At 46.0% G+C, this 20,364-nt stretch carries 22 protein-coding genes; 5 read left to right on the forward strand and 17 right to left on the reverse strand.

The features are described 5' to 3' along the window. Positions 1-10: 10 nt before the first annotated feature. Both ACWJJS_RS11385 and ACWJJS_RS11390 read right to left on the reverse strand, forming a co-directional pair. Entirely contained in the window at positions 11-2,257 is a 2,247-nt protein-coding gene (locus ACWJJS_RS11385; protein WP_146284442.1) for a DEAD/DEAH box helicase, read from the reverse strand. Positions 2,258-2,355: 98 nt separating this feature from the next. Then, positions 2,356-2,862 carry a PTS sugar transporter subunit IIA gene (locus tag ACWJJS_RS11390; protein ID WP_012117833.1) on the reverse strand — a complete coding sequence of 169 codons (507 nt, stop codon included), beginning with the start codon at positions 2,860-2,862 and terminating at the stop codon, positions 2,356-2,358. Between the two features lie 138 nt (positions 2,863-3,000). On the opposite strand from ACWJJS_RS11390, the gene ACWJJS_RS11395 reads away from it, so the two are divergent. Next, positions 3,001-3,414, forward strand: a complete 414-nt coding sequence (locus ACWJJS_RS11395) for a hypothetical protein (RefSeq protein ID WP_076851379.1) — start codon at positions 3,001-3,003, stop codon at positions 3,412-3,414. A gap of 29 nt (positions 3,415-3,443) precedes the next feature. On the opposite strand, the gene ACWJJS_RS11400 is transcribed toward ACWJJS_RS11395, so the two are convergent. After that, positions 3,444-3,878 (reverse strand): YppG family protein, encoded by a 435-nt coding sequence (locus ACWJJS_RS11400; RefSeq protein WP_454023585.1) that lies wholly within the window; start codon positions 3,876-3,878, stop codon positions 3,444-3,446. A gap of 186 nt (positions 3,879-4,064) precedes the next feature. Between ACWJJS_RS11400 and ACWJJS_RS11405 the strand changes: the two genes are divergently transcribed. Continuing rightward, positions 4,065-4,247 (forward strand): YppF family protein, encoded by a 183-nt coding sequence (locus tag ACWJJS_RS11405; RefSeq protein WP_003153532.1) that lies wholly within the window; start codon positions 4,065-4,067, stop codon positions 4,245-4,247. Between the two features lie 38 nt (positions 4,248-4,285). Here ACWJJS_RS11405 and ACWJJS_RS11410 read toward each other — a convergent pair whose 3' ends face one another. Next, positions 4,286-4,654, reverse strand: coding sequence for a YppE family protein (locus tag ACWJJS_RS11410; RefSeq protein ID WP_003153529.1), 369 nt, complete (start codon positions 4,652-4,654; stop codon positions 4,286-4,288). Between the two features lie 45 nt (positions 4,655-4,699). Next, the gene (locus tag ACWJJS_RS11415; protein WP_039063257.1) at positions 4,700-4,945 is read right to left on the reverse strand and encodes a DUF5446 family protein; all 246 of its coding nucleotides are present in this window, start codon (positions 4,943-4,945) and stop codon (positions 4,700-4,702) included. A gap of 205 nt (positions 4,946-5,150) precedes the next feature. On the opposite strand from ACWJJS_RS11415, the gene sspM reads away from it, so the two are divergent. Continuing rightward, entirely contained in the window at positions 5,151-5,255 is a 105-nt protein-coding gene (sspM, locus tag ACWJJS_RS11420) for an acid-soluble spore protein SspM (protein ID WP_003153525.1), read from the forward strand. A gap of 43 nt (positions 5,256-5,298) precedes the next feature. On the opposite strand, the gene ACWJJS_RS11425 is transcribed toward sspM, so the two are convergent. Then, a complete protein-coding gene (locus tag ACWJJS_RS11425) occupies positions 5,299-6,261 on the reverse strand; it encodes a DUF2515 domain-containing protein (RefSeq protein WP_014418234.1) in 963 nt (320 codons plus the stop codon). A 41-nt stretch (positions 6,262-6,302) separates the two neighbouring features. Between ACWJJS_RS11425 and recU the strand changes: the two genes are divergently transcribed. Both recU and ACWJJS_RS11435 read left to right on the forward strand, forming a co-directional pair. Next, positions 6,303-6,911 (forward strand): Holliday junction resolvase RecU, encoded by a 609-nt coding sequence (gene recU, locus ACWJJS_RS11430; RefSeq protein WP_003153521.1) that lies wholly within the window; start codon positions 6,303-6,305, stop codon positions 6,909-6,911. Positions 6,912-6,949: 38 nt separating this feature from the next. Then, the gene (locus ACWJJS_RS11435; protein ID WP_454023586.1) at positions 6,950-9,733 is read left to right on the forward strand and encodes a PBP1A family penicillin-binding protein; all 2,784 of its coding nucleotides are present in this window, start codon (positions 6,950-6,952) and stop codon (positions 9,731-9,733) included. Positions 9,734-9,811: 78 nt separating this feature from the next. On the opposite strand, the gene ACWJJS_RS11440 is transcribed toward ACWJJS_RS11435, so the two are convergent. The 11 genes from ACWJJS_RS11440 to panB all read right to left on the reverse strand — a co-directional run bounded on the left by ACWJJS_RS11440 (position 9,812) and on the right by panB (position 20,205). Continuing rightward, entirely contained in the window at positions 9,812-10,303 is a 492-nt protein-coding gene (locus ACWJJS_RS11440) for a YpoC family protein (protein WP_173613004.1), read from the reverse strand. Beyond that, the gene (gene nth, locus ACWJJS_RS11445) at positions 10,300-10,959 is read right to left on the reverse strand and encodes an endonuclease III (protein WP_003153517.1); all 660 of its coding nucleotides are present in this window, start codon (positions 10,957-10,959) and stop codon (positions 10,300-10,302) included. The genes ACWJJS_RS11440 and nth overlap by 4 nt, the downstream gene beginning before the upstream one ends. Positions 10,960-10,977: 18 nt before the next feature. Continuing rightward, on the reverse strand, positions 10,978-11,676 hold the full coding sequence (dnaD, locus tag ACWJJS_RS11450) for a DNA replication protein DnaD (protein ID WP_070082021.1): 699 nt from the start codon (positions 11,674-11,676) through the stop codon (positions 10,978-10,980). A gap of 94 nt (positions 11,677-11,770) precedes the next feature. After that, a complete protein-coding gene (asnS, locus tag ACWJJS_RS11455) occupies positions 11,771-13,063 on the reverse strand; it encodes an asparagine--tRNA ligase (RefSeq protein WP_003153515.1) in 1,293 nt (430 codons plus the stop codon). 134 nt (positions 13,064-13,197) lie between these two features. Further along, positions 13,198-14,379, reverse strand: coding sequence for a pyridoxal phosphate-dependent aminotransferase (locus ACWJJS_RS11460; protein ID WP_025852661.1), 1,182 nt, complete (start codon positions 14,377-14,379; stop codon positions 13,198-13,200). Between the two features lie 22 nt (positions 14,380-14,401). Beyond that, positions 14,402-14,887 (reverse strand): cell wall elongation/penicillin-binding protein regulator TseB, encoded by a 486-nt coding sequence (gene tseB, locus ACWJJS_RS11465; RefSeq protein ID WP_278071125.1) that lies wholly within the window; start codon positions 14,885-14,887, stop codon positions 14,402-14,404. 9 nt (positions 14,888-14,896) lie between these two features. Then, a complete protein-coding gene (locus tag ACWJJS_RS11470; RefSeq protein ID WP_003153512.1) occupies positions 14,897-15,067 on the reverse strand; it encodes a YpmA family protein in 171 nt (56 codons plus the stop codon). Positions 15,068-15,214: 147 nt separating this feature from the next. Continuing rightward, complete coding sequence (dinG, locus tag ACWJJS_RS11475; protein ID WP_278071126.1) at positions 15,215-18,001, reverse strand: ATP-dependent DNA helicase DinG; 2,787 nt, start codon at positions 17,999-18,001, stop codon at positions 15,215-15,217. A gap of 121 nt (positions 18,002-18,122) precedes the next feature. Continuing rightward, positions 18,123-18,506 carry an aspartate 1-decarboxylase gene (gene panD / locus ACWJJS_RS11480; RefSeq protein ID WP_003153510.1) on the reverse strand — a complete coding sequence of 128 codons (384 nt, stop codon included), beginning with the start codon at positions 18,504-18,506 and terminating at the stop codon, positions 18,123-18,125. A 1-nt stretch (position 18,507) separates the two neighbouring features. Further along, entirely contained in the window at positions 18,508-19,368 is an 861-nt protein-coding gene (gene panC, locus ACWJJS_RS11485) for a pantoate--beta-alanine ligase (protein WP_003153508.1), read from the reverse strand. A gap of 3 nt (positions 19,369-19,371) precedes the next feature. Further along, a complete protein-coding gene (gene panB, locus ACWJJS_RS11490; RefSeq protein ID WP_070082024.1) occupies positions 19,372-20,205 on the reverse strand; it encodes a 3-methyl-2-oxobutanoate hydroxymethyltransferase in 834 nt (277 codons plus the stop codon). Positions 20,206-20,364: the final 159 nt, after the last annotated feature.

Here is a 20,364-nt window from a genome sequence, read left to right on the forward strand (position 1 = left end):
CCCTTTTCTTTTACACGTAATTCAAGAGCTTGAGTATCGCTTTCTTTGCATCTATTCCTTCTATTTCGGAGCCGATGCAGGAAGGACATCCGTCTTGACATGGACATTGTCTGATCAGGCGCTCAGCCCCTTCATTGATTTCATCAAATCGCTTATATACTTCATCGGCAAGTCCGATTCCGCCCGGATAATGATCATACAGAAAGATTGTCGGAAGTCCCGTATGTGCGGCTTTGATTTGCGGCACGACATGCACGTCATTTCGGTCGCACATGACGTATACAGGCACGATATGCTGCAGGACGTGGGCAATGCCTAAAAGCAGCTGTTCAAGCGTTTTTTCGCCGATCTCCGAATCCGTTTCTTTTAATTCAAGCCAGGCTGCACTGGTATGCAGTTCTTCTTCAGGAAGATGAATCGGTCCTGATCCTATATTTTCAAATGTCGTCATTTTAATTTTTTTAAATATTGTCGGAAGTGCGTTCACGGTGACGTCGCCGAAATGTAAGGCCGTTTTCTTTCTGCTGTCCGTTCTGTCAATGTCCAGCACTTTCAGCTGCACCGCTAAATTGGCATCTGTATAATATTCGACATCGACCTTTCGCACGTACGCTTTTTTATGATCCCAATCAAGCTTTTCAACCTGATACTGCACCCCTTCATGAAGATAAATCGCTTCATCATGAAGAAGCATCATCGCGCTGAAGCGGTCCATTTCTCCGATGATTTTTACATCAGCCGTCTCTGACCGGTCAACGATGACCACGTTTTCCTGTGACGCCGAACGGAGACTGATGTTGGAGGCGGGAAAAGATTCGCTCGCCCAGTGATAGCGTTCGCGGTTTTCGTGAAGCACCCCTTCTTCCTCTAAATACTCGAGAATGTCTCTCGCATCATTTTCTCCGAATGTTTCATCGGCTCTGAAAGGCAGCTCATACGCGGCGCATTTCAGGTGATCGACTAATATAATGAGATTATCAGGATTAATCCTTGCAGATTCAGGCGAGCGTTTAAAGAAATAATCAGGATGGCGCACAATATATTGGTCAATCGGATCAGAGTTCGCCACCATCACGATAAGCGCCTCTCCCTGCCGCCGTCCGGCCCGGCCCGCCTGCTGCCATGCGCTCGCGACACTGCCCGGGTACCCCGTCATCACGCAGACCTGAAGCTGGCCGATATCAACGCCGAGCTCCAGCGCGTTTGTGCTGACAACGCCTAGAATGCTGCCGTCTCTTAACCCCCGCTCTATTTCTCTTCTTTCTTTCGGAAGATATCCGCCTCGATAGCCTCTGACAGACTTCGCGCCGATTTCTTTTTTTACGATCTCCTGAATGTGGCTTAAAATAATTTCAACCCGGACACGGCTTCTGGCAAAAACAATCGTCTGGATCTTATTTTTTAAAAAAGTTTTGGCAAGTTCGTTCACTTCCGCGGTGGCGCTTTTTCGAATATGCAGCGGTTTATTTACAATCGGAGGATTGTAAAAAGCAAAGTGCTTTCTTCCGGCCGGGGCACCGTTGTCGTCAATCAGGCGCACAGATTTCCCCGTCAGCTGCTCCGCCAACTCCCTCGGATTGGCGATTGTGGCGGATGTACAGATAAATGACGGCGTGCTTCCGTAAAAAGCGCAGATTCTCATTAAACGGCGGATGACGTTCGCCACATGGCTGCCGAATACGCCGCGGTACGTATGTAATTCATCAATGACGATATATTTCAGGTTTTCAAACAGACTCACCCATTTTGTATGGTGGGGAAGAATGGCTGAATGAAGCATATCGGGATTTGTGATCACAATATGCCCTGCCTTTCTGACTTTCTGCCTGATGGCCGGAGACGTATCTCCGTCATAGGTGAAGCTTTTAATGTCCATGCCCGTCTCGTCTATGATTTCATTCAGCTCGCTTTTTTGATCCTGCGCGAGCGCCTTTGTCGGAAATAAATAAAGCGCGCGGCTTGAGGCATCTTCCGCGATAGACTGAAGAACCGGAAGATTATAGCACAGTGTTTTTCCGGAGGCCGTCGGTGTGACGGCGACAATGCTTTCTCCATTTTGAACCGTCTGAAAAGCGGAGTATTGATGTGTAAAAAGCCGCTCGATCCCCCTCTTTTCGAGAGCAGCCCGAATGTTCGGATCTACTTGCTCCGGCATCGGCATGGTTTTCGCCTCCCGCGGTTCCTCTTCATGCCAATGCACAATATTTTCATGATTTTTTAATTCCTGAATCAGTTCGCTCAGTGATTTTTTCTTCATCGTTCACACCTCTTTATGAGGTACAGTTTACCGAATATTTGTTTGCCTGGCTAGATGAAAATCCTGCACAAGAAAAAAAGCAGGGAATCAGCCCCTGCCTACTTCATTTTTATCGTAAATAGCTCTGTTTGTCCTTTTTTCGCTTCATTTGCGCCTGCAAATTGCAAAGGTTCTGCGGCATCGCCATTCATAATCACCATAGGGATGACGGTGCTGCTTGCTTTTTCTTTTATTAAATCCAGCCGGCACGTTAAAAGCAGATCGCCTGTTTTCACTTTGTCTCCTTCTTTTACATGCGCTTCAAAGCCTTCGCCGTTCATATTGACGGTATCCAAACCGACATGTATCAAAAGTTCCGCTCCGGAAAGGGTGCGGATGCCGACAGCATGTTTTGTATGGAACAGCTGAATCACTTCTCCCTCAACCGGTGAAACAATGTCTCCGTTTGCAGGCTCGACGGCGATCCCGTCCCCCATCATTTTTTGTGAAAATACGGGATCCGGCACTGAAGCCAAATCCATCACCGCTCCGTCAGCCGGAGAAAAAATCACTTCCTCGGCCGGCTTTTTCCGGCTGTCTCCCAATCCGAATAATTTTTTCAGCAATGTGTTGTGCTCCCCTTCCTAAATGTGAATCCGTTACCAGTTTATTCTCCACTATTTAACCATACTTTCTTTTTTCCTTCAATTCTTAACCATACGGCATAACATCGCATAGTCTGTTTGTAAAAAGGCGGTGGTCATATGGATCAATCACAAAACGATAAACTTGATCCGCAAAGAAATGAGGACATCATCAGCCATGCGATGGACCAATTTTTTCACTCAGGTCCCTTCGCAGAATTGATGCAGGGTTTTCAGCACCTTGTCAATTCGGCTTTTACTGAAGCGCAAGTGACGATTGACGTCAGAGAAGAGCCGACGGGCCTCGCGGTTGATATCGGCGTTCCCGAGACGTTCCGTGACGGGGATATGCTGGTGGAAACGAAAGGGTGCTACCTTCACGTTACAATCCGCTACGATCATAAACAGGCTCATTCATCCCACATGTCTTCAAGCATGACAAGAACCGTTGTCCTCCCGTATAAGGTAAGTGAAGAAGATATGGAAACATCCTGGAATGAACAGACGCTTACCCTCTTTTTCCCTAAAAAATAAGCATGAATGATGGATATCATTCATGCTTTTTATTTGAAGATACTGGTGAAGCCTTTCACCAGCGATCCGACCTGATTTACGGCGCTTACCATCTGCCCCGTTGTATCCATCATTTTATTAAAGTCAAACTGTCCGTTCGTTTTTTTAAACTGGGAGAGTATGCCTGAGAATTGGGAAGACTGCTGCTGATTCGGTCTGGGAACGGGGTAAGGATTCACAAACTCCGGCTGGCCCCCGGGCATGCCTGCCTGAGGAAGAGCGGGAGCATACGGCGGCTGTATATGACCGTATTCCTGATTCGGATAAAATTGCTGCGGGTACTGCCCTTGCTGATGATATGGCGGCTGCTGCAATGGCTGTATCTGCTGCGGATACGGCTGCTGTAATGGCTGTATCTGCTGCGGGTAGAAATATCCCGCCGGCTGCTGGTACATATTTTGATGTGGCTGCGCTCTCCATTGCATACGACATTCCCCCTTGTCTCTCACTAAGTTTCTGCTATATATGTATGAATTCCGCCTTGGTTATGTGCTTTCGGTGATTCTGATCTTTGTCAAATGCTGTCGAAAGTCTTAATTTTTTAAAAACAGAAAAAAGTCGAATCGTTATGTTAACATAATCTCAACATACATGAGAGGGGATGCACCATTATGAACGTATCATACTTAAGAAAGCGTTTTGCTGAAGTGAAAAAATATGAAACAGATTGTGCAGATAAACTGATGGACTTTGCAAAATTTCTCTATATTCAAGGCCATCTCACCGCAACCGAATTTCGAAACAGTATGAAGGTTCTCGAAGCAAGTGGAGCAGAAAACCCGGCGTATGAATAACATACCCGACCCCTTTATATAAAAGAAGGCAGCCGTTTTCAGCTGCCTTCTTTTTCAATTTCATCCCTTAATATACGAAGCGTATATAAAACAGATTCAGTTAAATCCCTGTATCTTTTTTTATGAATATGATGAACATATGATTGGAGCATCAGCTCCCCGAAATTTTCTGTAACGGCCTGAATTTGTGCGTGATGAACGTATTTCGGACGGTTTTCCTGAATAAATGCAAGCGCTGCTTCTGTCCAAAGCGCGCAAAGCCGGTCTCTTTTTTCAACATCGGGTTTAATCGTCTCAAAAAAATCATATGAACGGCCTGACTCTTTTCCATCCTGATACCTTTTTTCGGCTTCCAGAACCGCCTCTATCATTTGTTCTGTCAGCTCCAATAACGACTGTGTCTGCAAACGGACTCACCTCAGTACATATGGTACCAAAGTTTTTGCACAAAATCAGCTTATCCGGCAGGCTCTCGGCAAATCCTTTTTACGCCGGTCAGTCAAAAACAGGTCATCAATACAAACATGAAGCTCCCGCGCCTCTTCCTCAAGACGGGAAAGTTTCTCCTGCCTGATTTCTTCTGCTTCCGCCTGACAGGATCTGACTGCTTGAGTAAGCGTCTTTTCAGCAGCAGAAATCCGGATTTCAATATCAGAAAGCAGACGGAGAATATCAGCCTTGCTCGTGTAAACAGACATTCATGTTCCTCCCTTTTATCACTTGCGTCTCTTTCAAATATAATTCTCGTTTTCATACCGCTCTCCTCTGCACATGACAAAACTAGAAGCAGTTCGGCAAACAAACAGAGATTATCCTAAAAGGCGTGCCTTTCGACAAAAAAGTGCCGCAAACTTTGTATGAACCGGCACGTTAATGCAAACGATACAGTTGAGGAGGTGCCGTATGAAAACGAGACCGAAAAATGCAGGTAAACAGCAAAAAACCGAAGCAAAAACGACTGATACGCTTGATAAAAAATTAGGCGGCCCAAACCGCCCTTCCACGTAACACATCAGCAGCCCGAAACCCCAGCGAACGGTTTCGGGCTTTTTCATTTCTTCAGCCACTCTTTAACCGCGAAGAGCGCATGGAGCTCCCGTCTTTTCTGGAAGTACCAGTCCGTCAGTTCAAGCTGTTTCGGCATTTTCTCCTGTAAGAAAGCCCCTTTTCTTAACCTTTTTTGAAACCAATCCGCCCTTTCGCCGTCTAATGGGTGGGCAACAATGGGATAGGTTGTCCTCAGCATGGGTGATGTTCTTTTTTTGATGCCGATCATTTTCTCCATATCAAAGCGTGAACCGGTATGAGGAACGGTATCAAGAAAACGGTAAAAAGAAGCGTGAAGATCAGGGCTGAACAGAAGGCGGGCCAGCTGTTTTCCGAGCGTAATTCTCTCTTCGGTTTTTGAAAACCGTTTGACGGAAATTCCGTATAAATGTCCGTCAAATGAAGGGAATATCACCGTATTAAAGTGAAACCAATCACTTAAATAAAAAGGAATCGTGCCAAAAACATTCTTTTTAAACGAAGGATTTTGTATAATAGGTGCTTGGATAGTGTTTTGTTCATTTATAATAAGAGCATACATGAGTCGTTCCGTATCTCCGTCACGCCAAAAGCGGAACCATTCTTCCTGCATAAAAGCCGAGACGCGGAAATGAGGAAGATGACGGAAAAGAGGTTCGCCGATTTGTTTTGACCACTGGTAGACCAGAAGCTGAGGATAGGCATCAGAAAAAATCAGCCAATTCGCCCTTTCATACGAAAGGAAAAACCAGTTTTTCTGACTGCTGTCAAGGCCCTCCTGATAAAGGACACCTCTTAAATCAGTCATCGACCAGCCCGCATTGCGGGACACAAAGGATGCCAAAAGCGGCCACTTGATCTCAGGATGGCGGTCATAATATGCTTTATAGGCATTCGTCCGGGAAATATTATCGGCATTTTTTATTTTCGTCTCTTTTTCGATCAGGCGAAGAATGGCGGTTACGGTCTGTCGTTTATGCACGTTCATTCACTTCCGTCACTATTAGTTTGATAAGGAGGATGGAAAAAGTGATTCGGTACCCGAATGGAAAAACTTTTCAGCCGAACAAAACGGTTTCATCCCAAAACAGCCAGAAACGGTCTCATTCATACAGTAATCGCGGCATGACCCTCGAAGACGACCTGAATGAAACGAATAAGTATTATCTGGCTAACCAAATTGCTGTCATTCACAAAAAGCCGACACCCGTCCAGATTGTAAACGTCCACTATCCGAAAAGAAGCGCCGCAGTCATTAAGGAAGCTTATTTTAAACAGTCTTCAACAACTGACTACAACGGCATTTATAAAGGACGCTACATTGATTTCGAGGCAAAAGAAACAAAAAACAAAACGGCATTTCCCCTGCAGAATTTTCATGATCATCAGATTGAGCATATGAAGCAGGTGGTCAGGCAAGACGGCATTTGTTTTGTTATTATATCCGCTTTCGGAAAGGTTTATTTCCTCGAAGCCGACAAGCTGTTTGTCTTTTGGGAGAGAAAGGAGAAGAACGGCAGAAAATCAATTCGCAAAGACGAATTAGAAGATGCTTCCTTTCCGATTTCCCTTGGATACTCACCGAGAATTGATTATATTAGTATTATTGAACAGCTTTATTTTTCGCAGGAACAGTAGACTGAGCGAAAGGTTGATAAACGAAAGGTTGAGATGTTATGTCAGATCAATTTACGAGCCGTGAAGAACGCCGTAAGGCAAGGCAGACGAAAAGCACTAAGCCCTCTTCACCGAAAAAAGGCAAGAAACAGCGTAAAGGCGGTTTATTCAAAAAGATTGTGCTGTCCTTGGTTATTCTGTTTGTCCTTGGCATAGTCGGCGGAGCCGCGGCATTTGCCGTTTTGGTTTCCGGCGCGCCGTCTTTGGATGAAGCCAAGCTGAAAACGCCTTACTCTTCAACGATTTACGATAAAAACGGAAAAGAAATCGCGGAAGTGGGCGGTGAAAAACGAACCTACGTCCCGATTAAGGATATACCCGATGTTGTGAAAGAAGCATTTATCGCAACTGAAGACGCCCGTTTTTATAAGCACCACGGTATAGACCCGATTCGGATCGGAGGCGCTTTGGTCGCCAACTTTACGGATGGGTTCGGTTCAGAGGGAGGAAGCACAATCACCCAGCAGGTTGTGAAAAACTCGCTTTTAACCCATCAGAAAACGATTAAACGGAAAGCACAGGAAGTGTGGCTTTCCCTGCAGCTGGAGCGCCATTATTCTAAAGATGAAATCTTAGAAATGTATTTAAACAGAATTTATTTCTCACCGCGCGCCTACGGCGTCGGAAAAGCGGCTGAAGAATTCTTCGGCGTAAAAGACTTAAGCAAACTTACGGTTGAACAGGCGGCGACGCTTGCCGGAATGCCGCAAAGCCCGACCGGATATAACCCGGTTAAAAACCCGAAGGCTTCCGAAAAACGCCGAAACATCGTTCTCAGCTTAATGGAAAAACAAGGATTCATTTCAAATTCTGAATACCAAAAAGCGAAGAAAGTGTCCATGAAAGATGAAGGCGTCGTCAGCCAAAAGGAATACGATAAAAAGGACACAAATAAATACAGCGCTTTTGTCGAAGAAGTTATGAAAGAAATTGAGACAAAAGAAAAGAAAGACGTCAATATTTCAACTGACGGACTGAAAATTTACACGACTCTTGATACGAAAGCACAAGATTATCTTGATCAATTGATGAACGGAGACACGGCCGGCTTTACCGAAGGCATGCAGGGCGGCGTTACCCTCCTTGATACGACAAACGGAGAAATCCGCGCCATCGGACCGGGACGGAATAGAACTGCAGGCGGGTTTAACTACGCGACAGATACTCAACGCCAGCCAGGTTCGACGATTAAACCGATTCTTGATTACGGGCCTGTCATTGAAAATAAAAAATGGTCGACGTATGAGCAGATTGACGATTCGGCTTACACGTACTCTGACGGCACTCCGATACATGATTGGGACAATAAATACAGAAATATGATATCAATGCGAGAAGCCCTCGCGGATTCACGTAATATTCCTGCTTTAAAAGCATACCAAGCAGCAGGGAAAGATAATGCCGTCGACTTCGCAAATGACTTAGGATTGGGATTAAACAAGGATAGTGTAACGGAATCTTATTCGATCGGCGGTTTTGGAGCTGATAATCCGGGGGTTTCCCCTATGACAATGGCGGGCGCCTACAGCGCTTTCGGAAATAACGGTACGTACAATGAACCGCACGCGGTCACATCGATTGAATTTAATGACGGCACTAAGCTTGATTTAACACCGAAACCGAAAAGTGCTATGAGCGACTACACAGCGTTTATGATTACAGATATGCTCAAATCAGCGGTTCAAACAGGAACAGGTAAGCTGGCTCAGGTGCCGAACGTAGAAGTTGCCGGTAAAACGGGTACGACAAACTTTACTAAAGGTGATATTCAAAAATATAACATTGCTCCAGGCGGAGTTCCGGATTCCTGGTTTGTCGGATACACCCCACAATATACTGCGGCGGTTTGGACTGGTGTAGAATCTGGCAACAAAGCAGGCAAGAAATCACTGTCTTCTGCAGACCAGCAAGTCGCAAAACGTATTTTCCAAAAGCTGATCTCATACGTTGATGACGGTAAAGGAAGCTTCAAGCAGCCTGACAGCGTCGTAAAAGAAACAGTTGAGAAAGGCTCGAATCCTGCCGCTTTAGCCGGACCGAACACGCCGGATGATAAAAAAGTGACGGAGTACTTCGTGAAAGGGACGCAGCCAACTGCCGTTTCTAAAACGTACACGAAAGAAAAAGCCGATAAACCGACAGGATTGCAAGTGAAATACGACAAAGATAAAAAATCATTAACCTTAAGCTGGAATTATGACGGTGATGCAACATTCAATGTCAAACAATCCGTTGACGGCGGAAGCTACAGTGACATTCAAAACAGTTCGGCAAAAGAAGCCGTCGTCTCAAATGTCACGCCAGGCTCCACATACAGCTTCCAGGTGACAGCGGAAAACGATGACGGAAAAAGCGATACGGCATCAGCATCTTTCAAAGTCCCGAAAGATGAAGAAGACGATGCGGATAAAGATAAAGCGACTGACGATGAACAGAAGACTGATGAAGATAAAGATAAGGACAAGACGCAAACCGATGATCCTAACAAAGATGACAATCAGACAGATACGTCTGACGGATCGGATCAAACACCAACTGATGACCCGGATAAAAATCAGGATCAATCCGATAAGGATCAAACAGATAACAACAATCAGAATCAGCCCGGCAACGGGACCGATAACAACGGACAGCAAGATAACGGCTCTGATAATGATTCCGATTCCGGTTCAGACGGCTCAAATAAACCTGACAGCGGTCAAACGGATAAAAACCAAGACTCATCTTCAAATATCAACGGGCAGTCCAATTCGTCAACCATCCATCCAAATCCCGCTCATTAGCGGACGAAATCCTTCGCCCCAAACAGGTGAAGGATTTTTTTCATACAAAAAAAACCTCCTTATAAGAAAAGGAGGTTTTTAACATTTGTTCATGGCTTCATATTTATGATATTGTTTCTTCATCTCCGTCATCAATTCATCCAGCTGAATAAACGAGTGAAATTGAGTCGGTTTTGTTAAAATAAACGCCATTCGCTCCGCCCAATTGATCGGTTCCGCGGGAAAATGCTTTGTTTCAAGCACAGTCCAGTCGAGTGATGTGACCCGCTCCCCTGCCGTCCAATGAAAAGCGGCAATCAGACAGGCTATTCCCTTCAGCATGTCATTTTGATCACATCTCGATTTTCTTGTTTGAAAAACGGGAAGCAGCGTTTCTTTCGTTTCATTCCAAATCTGAAACAGAAACGGGACATATTCGCCCCTTTCCCTCCATGGCTGCACTGTTGGCTGACCGCTGAAATCCATATACAGCGGATGGCGGCGCAGCGCCGCTTTGATCTCGAAGCTTTCCAAGTCCGTAAGGCTGCGCAGGTATGTTTCATAGTCTGCCAGAATGTCAATCGCCGTCACCGTTTCACCAGCCCTTTTTTGTCACGCTTCTGCCCTTCTCTGCATAGCGGAAGCAAAGGACATTCCGCACAACGGGGAGATTGCGCTTTACAATGATACCGGCCGAAAAATATTAACCTGTGATGCGTAACAGACCAATCCTCTTTCGGCACTTTTTTCATTAATGTTTTCTCTACTTCCAAAACAGAGTCCTTCCAGCGGCAGATGCCGAGCCGTTTAGAGACCCGCTCCACATGAGTGTCTACTGCGATCGCAGGTACGCCGAAAGCAACAGACACGACCACATTTGCCGTTTTCCGTCCGACACCCGGCAGCTTCACAAGCTCATCCCGGTCTTTCGGCACTTCTCCGCCGTACTCTTCGATGATCATTTTGCTCAGCTTTTGAATATTTTTGGCTTTATTACGGTAAAGACCGATTGATTTAATATCCTGCTGGAGTTCTTCCAGCGATACGGCAAGATAATCTTCGGGCCGTTTATATTTTTGAAATAGCGTTTTTGTCACTCTGTTGACGAGAGCGTCCGTACATTGCGCGGATAATGCGACTGCCACAACCAATTCGAAAGGATTTGAATGGACAAGTTCACATTCTGCGTGCGGAAACATATCGCCGATTTTTTCAAGACAATATTCAATCTGCTTTAAATTTAACACGTTTCTCCCCTTCTCATGTTATTGTTCCAGCCAATTGTAAAAAGGCACCTGCCTCGTATACTCTTTTTGCGGATCATTTTGTTTCGTTTGAACACGCCGGAATTTTTGGCTGTGCGCCTTCGCCTGCTCAACCGTTTTGAAGCCGTTCTTTTTCCATTCAAATAAAATCCGGTCAATATAGCGAAAACTGAGTTTCCCTGATAAAACGGCTTCTTTTAAGGCGTGTTTAATCATAATCGCATCATGCTGATCCTGATCCTGCCATATGGCCAGCGTCTCGCATTCAAGCGGCGACAGCGGTCTTCCGAACTCTTCTTCAAAGATGGTATACAGGCTTTTTTGTTCTCTTTCTGACGTTCTTTCCTGCGTTTCATTTTGAGAATGCTGCATGTAATCATACAGCTTCGCCCATAACGGCTGCAGAGAATATTTTTCAAACTTTATGCCGTTATGGTCTTCACATTCTTCAATAAACAGAAAACCTTTTTGAATAAACATTCTCAGGCAGCTTGTACATTCTTCAGCAGAGATGGACATGCCTGATTGAAGTTCAAACGGCGTCGGAAAATAAGAGCCCTTTTCCAAATGCATTTTAATCTTCAAAAGCAGGATCAATTCGGTTTCATTCAGCCCGAGCTGCCGGTAATGTGTCAGCAGCAGGTTGGGAATGCTTGAAATGCCGAGTTCCTGCATATCTATAAATTGCTGTTTTTTCATCCTTACACCTCTTACTGTAAAAGGTTATCTCCGGGAGCTTTCCCCTTTACTTAGAAAAAGTCTCCCTTGCAGGAGACTTCGTTTTTCATAACTATTACGGATACAGACGGTTCAGAAGTCTCGGGAACGGAATCGTTTCACGCACGTGAGGCGCTCCGCTGATCCAAGCCACTGTCCGCTCAAGTCCGAGGCCGAAGCCGGAGTGCGGAACAGAACCGTATTGTCTGAGTTCAGCATACCATTTGTAAGCATCTGAATCCAGACCGTGTTCTTTTAATCTTTCTTCCAATAAATCCATATCATGAACGCGTTCTGAACCGCCGATGATTTCCCCGTAACCTTCCGGAGCGATTAAGTCGGCACATAACACGACATCGTCACGATCTTTGGCAGGCTGCATATAAAACGGTTTTAATGACGTCGGGTAATGAGTGATAAACACCGGTTTGTCATAGCTTTCTGCGATCGCTGTTTCATGCGGCGCACCGAAGTCATCTCCCCACTCAATATCGTCAAAGCCTTTTTCTTTCAGGAATTCGATCGCTTTATCGTACGTAATGCGCGGGAATGGCGCTTTGATTTGTTCAAGCTTCGATGTGTCTCTTCCCAATGTGTTCAGCTCGATCTTACAATGTTCCAGCACACTTTGTACGATGTATGCAACATAATTCTCCTGAACTTCAAGGTTTTCTTCAAATTCAACAAATGCCATTTCAGGCTCAATCATCCAGAATTCGATGAGATGGCGTTTCGTTTTCGATTTTTCCGCTCTGAACGTCGGTCCGAAAGAGAATACTTTTCCGAGCGCCATTGCAGCTGCTTCCATATACAGCTGGCCGCTTTGAGACAAGAAGGCGTCTTCATCAAAATATTTCGTCGCGAACAGCTCAGTCGTGCCTTCGGGAGCGCTTCCCGTCAAAATCGGCGGATCAACTTTCACGAAGCCTTCTTTGTTGAAAAATTCATAAGTCGCACGGATGATTTCGTTGCGGATTTTCATAATTGCATGCTGGCGTTTCGAACGGAGCCATAAATGTCTGTGATCCATTAAGAATTCCGTACCGTGCTCTTTAGGCGTAATCGGATAATCAGTCGCTTCGTGAATGACTTCAATGGATGTAACAGCAAGCTCATAGCCAAGCGGTGAACGCTCGTCCTCTTTCACAATTCCTTTTACATAAAGTGACGTTTCCTGCGTCACTGATTTCGCAATTTGGAAGATGTCTTCTTCTACTTCAGCTTTGACGACAACTCCCTGAATGAAGCCGGTACCGTCTCTCAGCTGTAAAAATGCGATTTTACCGCTTGAGCGTTTATTAGCGACCCAAGCTCCAATCGTTACTTCCTCGCCTGTGTGTTTATACACTTGGTTGATTGTTGTTTTCAAACTCTTTCCCTCCAGAACAAGAAAGACATTCAGGAATCTGCCTGAATCTCTTTTTTCATCACTTTATTATACCCGTTCTACTCTAACGGGGTCAATGCAAGTGAAAAGCGGCTTTAAAAGCCGCTTTTTCAGAATCAGCTGTGTTTTTCCGTAAAGCGGCGGATTCTCTTGACCGCTTCTTCTAAAAGATCGAGTGACGTTGCGTAAGATAAGCGGACGTTGTCCGGTGAACCGAAACCCGAGCCCGGCACGATGGCGACTTTTTCTTCTTCCAGAAGCGCCTTGACGTATTCATCGACATCTTTGAATCCGCAGTTTTCTGCGGCCGCTTTGGCGTTAGGGAACAAGTAAAACGCTCCTTCAGGTTTGACACAGGTGAATCCGGGAATCTCACTAAGCTGAGCGTAAATGGTATTCAGTCTGTGCTCAAATGCCTGTCTCATCTCTTCCAGCGGCTCAGCCGGCCCGTTATAGGCCGCAATGGCGCCGTATTGAGCGATGGACGTCGGATTTGATGTGCTGTGGCTTGCAAGGCTCGTCATCGCTTTAATAATCGTCTCCGAACCCGCTGCATAGCCGATCCTCCAGCCCGTCATGCTGTGAGATTTCGAAACACCGTTAATGATGATCGTCTGCTCTTTCAATTCATCTGAAAGCTGTGCGATTGAGACGTGTTTTTTTCCTCCGTATGTAAGCTTCTCATAAATCTCGTCAGAAACGATCAGAATGCCATGCTCCAGACACACTTTTCCGAGTTCCGCAAGCTCTTCCTTCGTATACATAACACCTGTCGGGTTGCTCGGTGAATTGATAATGAGCGCTTTTGTTTTCTCGGTGATAGCCTGCTTCAGCTGCTCCGGTGAAATTTTAAACTGATTGGATTCCAGCCCTTCTGCATAGACGGGACGCCCCCCTGCCAGTTTCACCTGCTCAGGATAGCTGACCCAGTAAGGAGTCGGTATAATCACTTCATCCCCTTCATCGAGAATGACCTGAAATAATGTATACAGAGCGTGTTTCGCTCCGGTGCAGACAATGATTTCTGACGGCTTATATTCAATCCCCTGATCGTTTTTGAATTTTTTTGCGATACTGTCTTTCAAGGCCGGCAGACCGCCTGAAGGCGTATATTTTGTGTGGCCTTCATTCATGGAACGCACCGCGGCATCTATAATGTGCTGAGGCGTATTAAAATCCGGTTCTCCTGCTCCGAGGCCGATGACATCATGGCCTTCTGCTTTCAGCTCTTTCGCTTTTGCAGTAATTGCAAGTGTTGCAGACGGTGTTAATGCGGATACTCTTTTTGCCAATTTCAACTTGAACTCCCCCTAATACGTCTCACGGTGTGATGTTTTTGAGAATCTTGCCGCTTGTAAAGTCCACATAGCTAAAGCTATACTGCCCGCTTTTGTTGATATAGGTCACTTCCCATAACGGAACATTGTTTTCTCTCGCCGGGTGAACACCATTCAGCTTGGAAACAAGCCCTTCGTCCCGAACAATCTTGGCAGCCTTGCCGCTTGAAATGCCGTCACTGGCTTTTTTTGAGAGAATTTTTGCTTTTTTGTCGGCCGGAACCCATACATACATATCTTTTCCATGTTTATCCGTTCCGGTAACAACATAATATTTCTGTTTGCCGACAAAGGTCTCCACTTTCTCAGCATCTGTCAGATTCGTTTTTTCTTTAGCGGTTGCGGCAGCTGTTTCGTGGCCTTCTTCTTTTTGAGCCATTGCAGATTTAAAAATGCTGGCCGAAAATAAAAGAACTGCTAAAAAAATAATACCAAATACGGCTGTAAATATTAATGCTTTTTTTCTCATCTTTTTCACCTATGTGCGATAAATGGTGAAGACCGCTTCATTTTGATTTTCTTCGTCGAGCGCAAGGCCGAACATCAGATTGTCCCGTTTCAAAGTCCGGTTTAATGTATCGACGATTTTATATAAATCATCTGAATGCTCCACATTAATCGTTGACAGAATTTCAATTTTGCTTTCCATTTTTATACCCTCCATCGGTCGAACAAATTTTGTTAGTCATAACGGGATGCGCCCGCGGCATAATAAAATCACAAGGCGGCATGAACCCGCTTTTACTATAAAAACAATTCCTCATCCCACACCACGAAAGCCGCGTTTATGCGGCTTTTATTCCGTTTGGCTGACATAAGCCCCGAGCTCGGCATCCGTCAGCTCCAAAAGGGATGAAGTCGGGAGCGCTTCAAGAAACAGCCGTCCGTATCCCGCCGTCTTTACACGCTGATCTAAAAGAACGATCGTTCCCTTGTCTCCCGCCGTACGGAGCAGGCGCCCGATCCCCTGTCTGAACGTTAACACGGCCTCAGGCAGGGAAATCGTCTGAAACGGATTTTTCCCCTGCTTCTTGGCAAATTCGCATTTTGCGGCGTGAAGCGGATTATCAGGCGCCCTGAAAGGAAGTCTTGCGATCATGACGGTTGACAATTCATCCCCCGGAAAATCAACGCCTTCCCAGAAATGATTCGTCCCGAGCAAAATCGCCCGGCTTGCCGTTTTAAAGGTTTTCATTAATTTACCGGGACTCCCGCCTGAAATACCTTGGGCGAGAAGCTGAATGCCTGAGATCTCCATACTGAGTTTCAGTTCCTGATACACTTTTTTCAGCATATCATGAGACGTAAACAGGACAAGGATCTTCGGCTGTTTTCCCTTTGACATGATTTCTGCATACTTGGCAATATGCTCAATGACTTCCCGCTCCCCGTCATATTTAACGGATTTCATCTCTTTCGGAATGATGACGTTCATCTGATCATCGTAAGAAAAAGGAGACGGGATGCTTTTGGTGCGCGGATAAAAATCCGCAAGTCCGAGCCTTTCAATCATAAATTGAAAAGACTGCTCCACCATTAAGGTCGCTGATGTGAGCACAACGCTTTTTTTGCGGGCGAAAAACTGGTCTGCCAGCATTTCACCGGGCTCCAAAGGCTGCGCATAGATGCTGACGGCATTTTTTGCGCCCTTCGCATCAATTTCAACCCAAACGGCTTCTTTCTCATCATTTTCAAACAGCAGCCTGCTGAACGTATCACGATATTCTTTCAGCCCCCTGATACACTTTACATATTCGCCCGCTAAAAAAGCCGCTCCGCTTTTCATCTGATCAAGCTTTTGATGTAACAGTTTCTCCTGTACGGAAAACATGTCAAGCAGCTGATCCAGCATCGCACAAAGCCGCTCCGCTCCGTCCGTTATCATGTGAAACCCTTTATCCTGGCTTTTATGATTGAGACTATAGACGAGACGGTTCAGATCGTCTTTAGGTTTTCTTCGTTTGACAAAAGAATGCACTGAACTGAAAAATGCGTCGCTTTCCGATTGAATATGCTTCATCCACTCATCGGCGTCAAAAAAACTTTCCGCCGGCAGTTCATACGTATAAAACAGTTTTCTCATCCGCTTTAACAGTCCGTGTTCCTTTAAGGTTCCGATTCGGCTGAGCTTTGTGTGCAGTCCGATGTATGAAGCTCTCTTCCCCAGGTGCTCGCTGGCGGCGCGTTCGAAATGATGCGCTTCATCAATGATGACCGTTCCGCTTGCAGGCAGTTTTTTCGTTTCACTGCTTTGATCTGAAAACAGCAAAGCATGGTTTGTGATAATCAGATCTGCGGCCTGCGCTTTTTCTTTAGCCCGTTCATAAAACCCCGCAGCCGAGTCCTTCCCTTTTTTCATAAAAGAATTCTCATCGTAAGCCATGCGCTCCCACAGCAATCTGCCGCCTGATGGAAGATTCAGCTCAGCGGCGTCGCCCGTTTCAGTCTCCGTCAGCCAGACGAGAAGCTGCGCTTTCGTCAAAACCGCATCATAGTTGTCATCTTCCTCATGCAGAATATGTTCAAACTTCGGCAGGCACAGATAATGTGATTTCCCTTTTAAAATAGCGGCTTTGACCGGCCAAGGAAACATACGCTCCAAAAGCGGAAGATCTTTAGACATGATCTGCTGCTGCAAAAGAGTAGAGTACGTGCTGATAATGACGGGAGTTTGTTCCGCTTTGGCAAATAAAACAGCCGGAACGAGATAACCGATCGTTTTTCCGATGCCGGGCGCCGCTTCAATCAGCGCATGCTCCCGATTGCGGAAGGCGCCAAGCACTTCATCCATCATCGTAAGCTGTCCTTTCCGCTTTTCATAGCGGGGGATGATGCCGGACAAGATCTGTTCTTTTTCTTCGTTCCACTTTTCAAGGTCAATGGCCGCATTCACCGGACGGGAAACCGGAATTTGATCGGGCTCTTTAATTGAAAAAGAGGCGTATGGAATGCAGCTCTTTTCTTCCGCCGGCCTGCTTTCATGTATAAAGGAATCCAAAAGCAGCGTCAAATCGCTGATAAAATGCTGTGAAAGCCTTCTAAGCTGCTTTAACGTCGGTAAAGGCAAATGTTTCAGTTTATGTAAAATGTCTAAAAAGACCAGTCCCGTAACCTCCGCATCGCTGTCTGCGCGGTGAGGGCGGTCATGAACAATATTCAGCTCTGCGCACAACTCACCGAGCTTATATCCTTCAAACCCCGGGAAAACAATACGCGAAAGCTCAACCGTATCAAGCACTTCACAATCCGGCAGCTCATAGCCCGCTTCGCTCAGTTCATGTCGGACAAATCCGAGGTCGAAATGAATATTGTGGGCAACAAAATACGCGCCGTCAAGCAGATGAAAAATCTCCTCTGCGACCGCTTCAAACGGCAGTTCATTTTCAACCATTCCGGACGAAATTCCGGTCAGCTGTTCAATAAACGGCGGGATGGCCTGATTCGGATTGATATATTTTGAAAACCGCTCAGTTATTTGTCCATTTTCAATGACAACCGCTGCGATTTGAATGATTTTATCGCCCTTTTTCGGCGAATTTCCTGTTGTTTCGACATCTATGACAACGAACCGTTGTTTGTTCATTAAAATGGACACCTCAATTCTTGCATACGAGAAAAGTGTAACACGTTTTGTTGAGAAATGGAGCGGAAAAACAGCTTTTGCCCCTAAATCTTAAAAGAAAACCCCCATGAAGGGGGCTCTTTTACAAAATCGTGTGTGCCGGTTCCTGGCCCAGCATCTGCTCGATTTTATTCTGATCATCCAGAACGGCCACCTTCGGCTGATGGCTTTTTGCTTCCTGATCAGACATCATTTGATAAGAAATAATAATGACTTTATCTCCTTCTTGGACGAGACGGGCGGCAGCTCCGTTTAAACAGATGACGCCGCTCCCCCGCTTACCGGGAATAATATACGTTTCAAGTCTCGCTCCGTTGTTATTATTCACAATCTGAACTTTTTCATTAGCGAGCATTCCGACGGCATCTAAAAGATCTTCATCAATCGTTATGCTGCCGACATAGTTTAAATTGGCTTCCGTCACGGTAGCGCGGTGCAGTTTTCCGGCCATCATAGTGCGGTACATATTATGATCTCTCCCATTCATCAATATCAATAATGATATTATCAATCAGTCTGGCTTTAGAAAATTGGACGGCGCAGGCCAGAATGACCTTGCCGTTTAATGTTTTAAGCGGAGTCAGCTCCGGATAAGCGTACAGTTCGGCATAATCAATGACGCCGCTTGTGTTTTCGATGATATCGGTGACGGTTTTTATGACGGTTTCCGGATTTCTTTCACCGTCTCTGACCAGTTCGGCACCTTGCTGCAATGCTTTATAGATCATCGGCGCTTCTTTGCGTTCCTGCTCAGTCAGATAGACGTTGCGAGAGCTTTTGGCAAGTCCGTCTTCTTCTCTGACCGTGTCCACTGCAACCAATTCGATATCCATAAAGAAATCCTCAATCAATCCGTCCACAACCGCTGCCTGCTGGGCATCTTTCAGGCCGAAGTAGGCGCGGGTCGGTTTAACGAGATTGAAAAACTTCGTCAGCACAGTGGCCACTCCGTCAAAATGGCCGACGCGGGAGGCGCCGCACAACACGTCAGTTCTCCTTTTCACTTGCACGGCAACATTTTGCTCGCCTTTATACATGTCACTTGGAGACGGCGTAAACAAAACATCTGCTCCCGCCTGTTCTGCAAGCCGGGCATCGCGCTTTAAATCTCGCGGATATGCTTCGTAATCCTCGCCCGGTCCGAATTGAGTCGGATTGACAAAGATGCTCATCACGACAATATCGTTTTCTTTGTTTGCTTTTTCAACCAGGGTCAGGTGTCCTTCATGAAGAAAACCCATTGTCGGGACGAATCCGATCGTCCGGCCTTCTGAGCGGTATTGTGCAATTAATTCTTTCAGCTGTTGAGTTTCTGTCAGTTGTTTCATCGCTTACTTTCCTCCGTATAAGCCTTGCAGCACAGTTTGGTTTATCTGAAAGGAATGCTTTTCTTCCGGGAAAACCCGTTCTTTCACATCACGGACATAATCGCTGAGGGCCGACTCAATCGTGCCGTCGATTTTGGCGTATTGCTTCACGAACTTCGGTGTTCTGTCCACGCCGTGGCCGACGACGTCATGATAGACAAGGACTTGGCCGTCCGCTTTTGAACCGGCTCCGATACCGATGACGGGAATGGATACTTCTTCTATTATTTTAGCAGTCAGTTCAGCAGGCACACATTCAAGCACGAGCATCATCGCTCCCGCCTGCTCGCATTTGATGCTGTCTTCAATGAGCTTTTTCGCGCTTTGCTCATCTTTTCCCTGCACTTTATATCCGCCTAATACGCCGACAGACTGCGGTGTGAGGCCTAAATGGCTGACGACGGGAATTCCGCCGAGAGTCAGCGCGCGGATGGATTCGAAAACGCCGTCTCCGCCTTCCAGCTTTAACGCGTCCGCGCCGCTTTCCTGAATAATGGCCGCGGCGTTTTTCAATGTATCCTCTTTTGAAAGGTGGTAAGACATAAACGGCATGTCAGTTACGATAAACGTATTTTTCGCACCGCGTTTTACCGCTTTTGTATGGTGAATCATGTCACTGACCGTTACGCCGACGGTTGAATCGAGTCCGAGCACGACCATTCCGAGCGAATCCCCGACTAAAATCATGTCGACTCCCGCCTGTTCCGCAAGCTTTGCCTGCGGATAATCGTAAGCGGTCAGCATCACGATCGGCTCTCCGTTTTCCTTCATTTTCATGAAATCCAGTTTTGTTTTCATTCTGTTTCTCCTCCTCTAAACGGTGAGGAGATGAGCCGCCAATTCTTCGCAAGCAAAAAAGCCTTCTGTAAAATAAGAAGGATTCCCACTTGTTTAACGTTCGGCGAATGTCATCCCTCTGTCCCAGTCCTTTTTTGGATCAAGGCAGACTTTTCGTAA

The sequence above is a fragment of the Bacillus sp. JK106 genome, assembly GCF_053663355.1.

What these genes read in the sequence shown, in the direction of transcription:
- ACWJJS_RS11385 (WP_146284442.1), bottom strand. Translation starts at nt 2,257, where the DNA reads ATGAAGAAAAAATCACTGAGCGAACTGATTCAGGAATTAAAAAATCAT.
- ACWJJS_RS11395 (WP_076851379.1), top strand. Translation starts at nt 3,001, where the DNA reads ATGGATCAATCACAAAACGATAAACTTGATCCGCAAAGAAATGAGGAC.
- ACWJJS_RS11400 (WP_454023585.1), bottom strand. Translation starts at nt 3,878, where the DNA reads ATGCAATGGAGAGCGCAGCCACATCAAAATATGTACCAGCAGCCGGCG.
- ACWJJS_RS11405 (WP_003153532.1), top strand. Translation starts at nt 4,065, where the DNA reads ATGAACGTATCATACTTAAGAAAGCGTTTTGCTGAAGTGAAAAAATAT.
- ACWJJS_RS11415 (WP_039063257.1), bottom strand. Translation starts at nt 4,945, where the DNA reads ATGTCTGTTTACACGAGCAAGGCTGATATTCTCCGTCTGCTTTCTGAT.
- sspM (WP_003153525.1), top strand. Translation starts at nt 5,151, where the DNA reads ATGAAAACGAGACCGAAAAATGCAGGTAAACAGCAAAAAACCGAAGCA.
- ACWJJS_RS11425 (WP_014418234.1), bottom strand. Translation starts at nt 6,261, where the DNA reads ATGAACGTGCATAAACGACAGACCGTAACCGCCATTCTTCGCCTGATC.
- ACWJJS_RS11435 (WP_454023586.1), top strand. Translation starts at nt 6,950, where the DNA reads ATGTCAGATCAATTTACGAGCCGTGAAGAACGCCGTAAGGCAAGGCAG.
- dnaD (WP_070082021.1), bottom strand. Translation starts at nt 11,676, where the DNA reads ATGAAAAAACAGCAATTTATAGATATGCAGGAACTCGGCATTTCAAGC.
- tseB (WP_278071125.1), bottom strand. Translation starts at nt 14,887, where the DNA reads ATGAGAAAAAAAGCATTAATATTTACAGCCGTATTTGGTATTATTTTT.
- ACWJJS_RS11470 (WP_003153512.1), bottom strand. Translation starts at nt 15,067, where the DNA reads ATGGAAAGCAAAATTGAAATTCTGTCAACGATTAATGTGGAGCATTCA.
- dinG (WP_278071126.1), bottom strand. Translation starts at nt 18,001, where the DNA reads ATGAACAAACAACGGTTCGTTGTCATAGATGTCGAAACAACAGGAAAT.
- panD (WP_003153510.1), bottom strand. Translation starts at nt 18,506, where the DNA reads ATGTACCGCACTATGATGGCCGGAAAACTGCACCGCGCTACCGTGACG.
- panC (WP_003153508.1), bottom strand. Translation starts at nt 19,368, where the DNA reads ATGAAACAACTGACAGAAACTCAACAGCTGAAAGAATTAATTGCACAA.
- panB (WP_070082024.1), bottom strand. Translation starts at nt 20,205, where the DNA reads ATGAAAACAAAACTGGATTTCATGAAAATGAAGGAAAACGGAGAGCCG.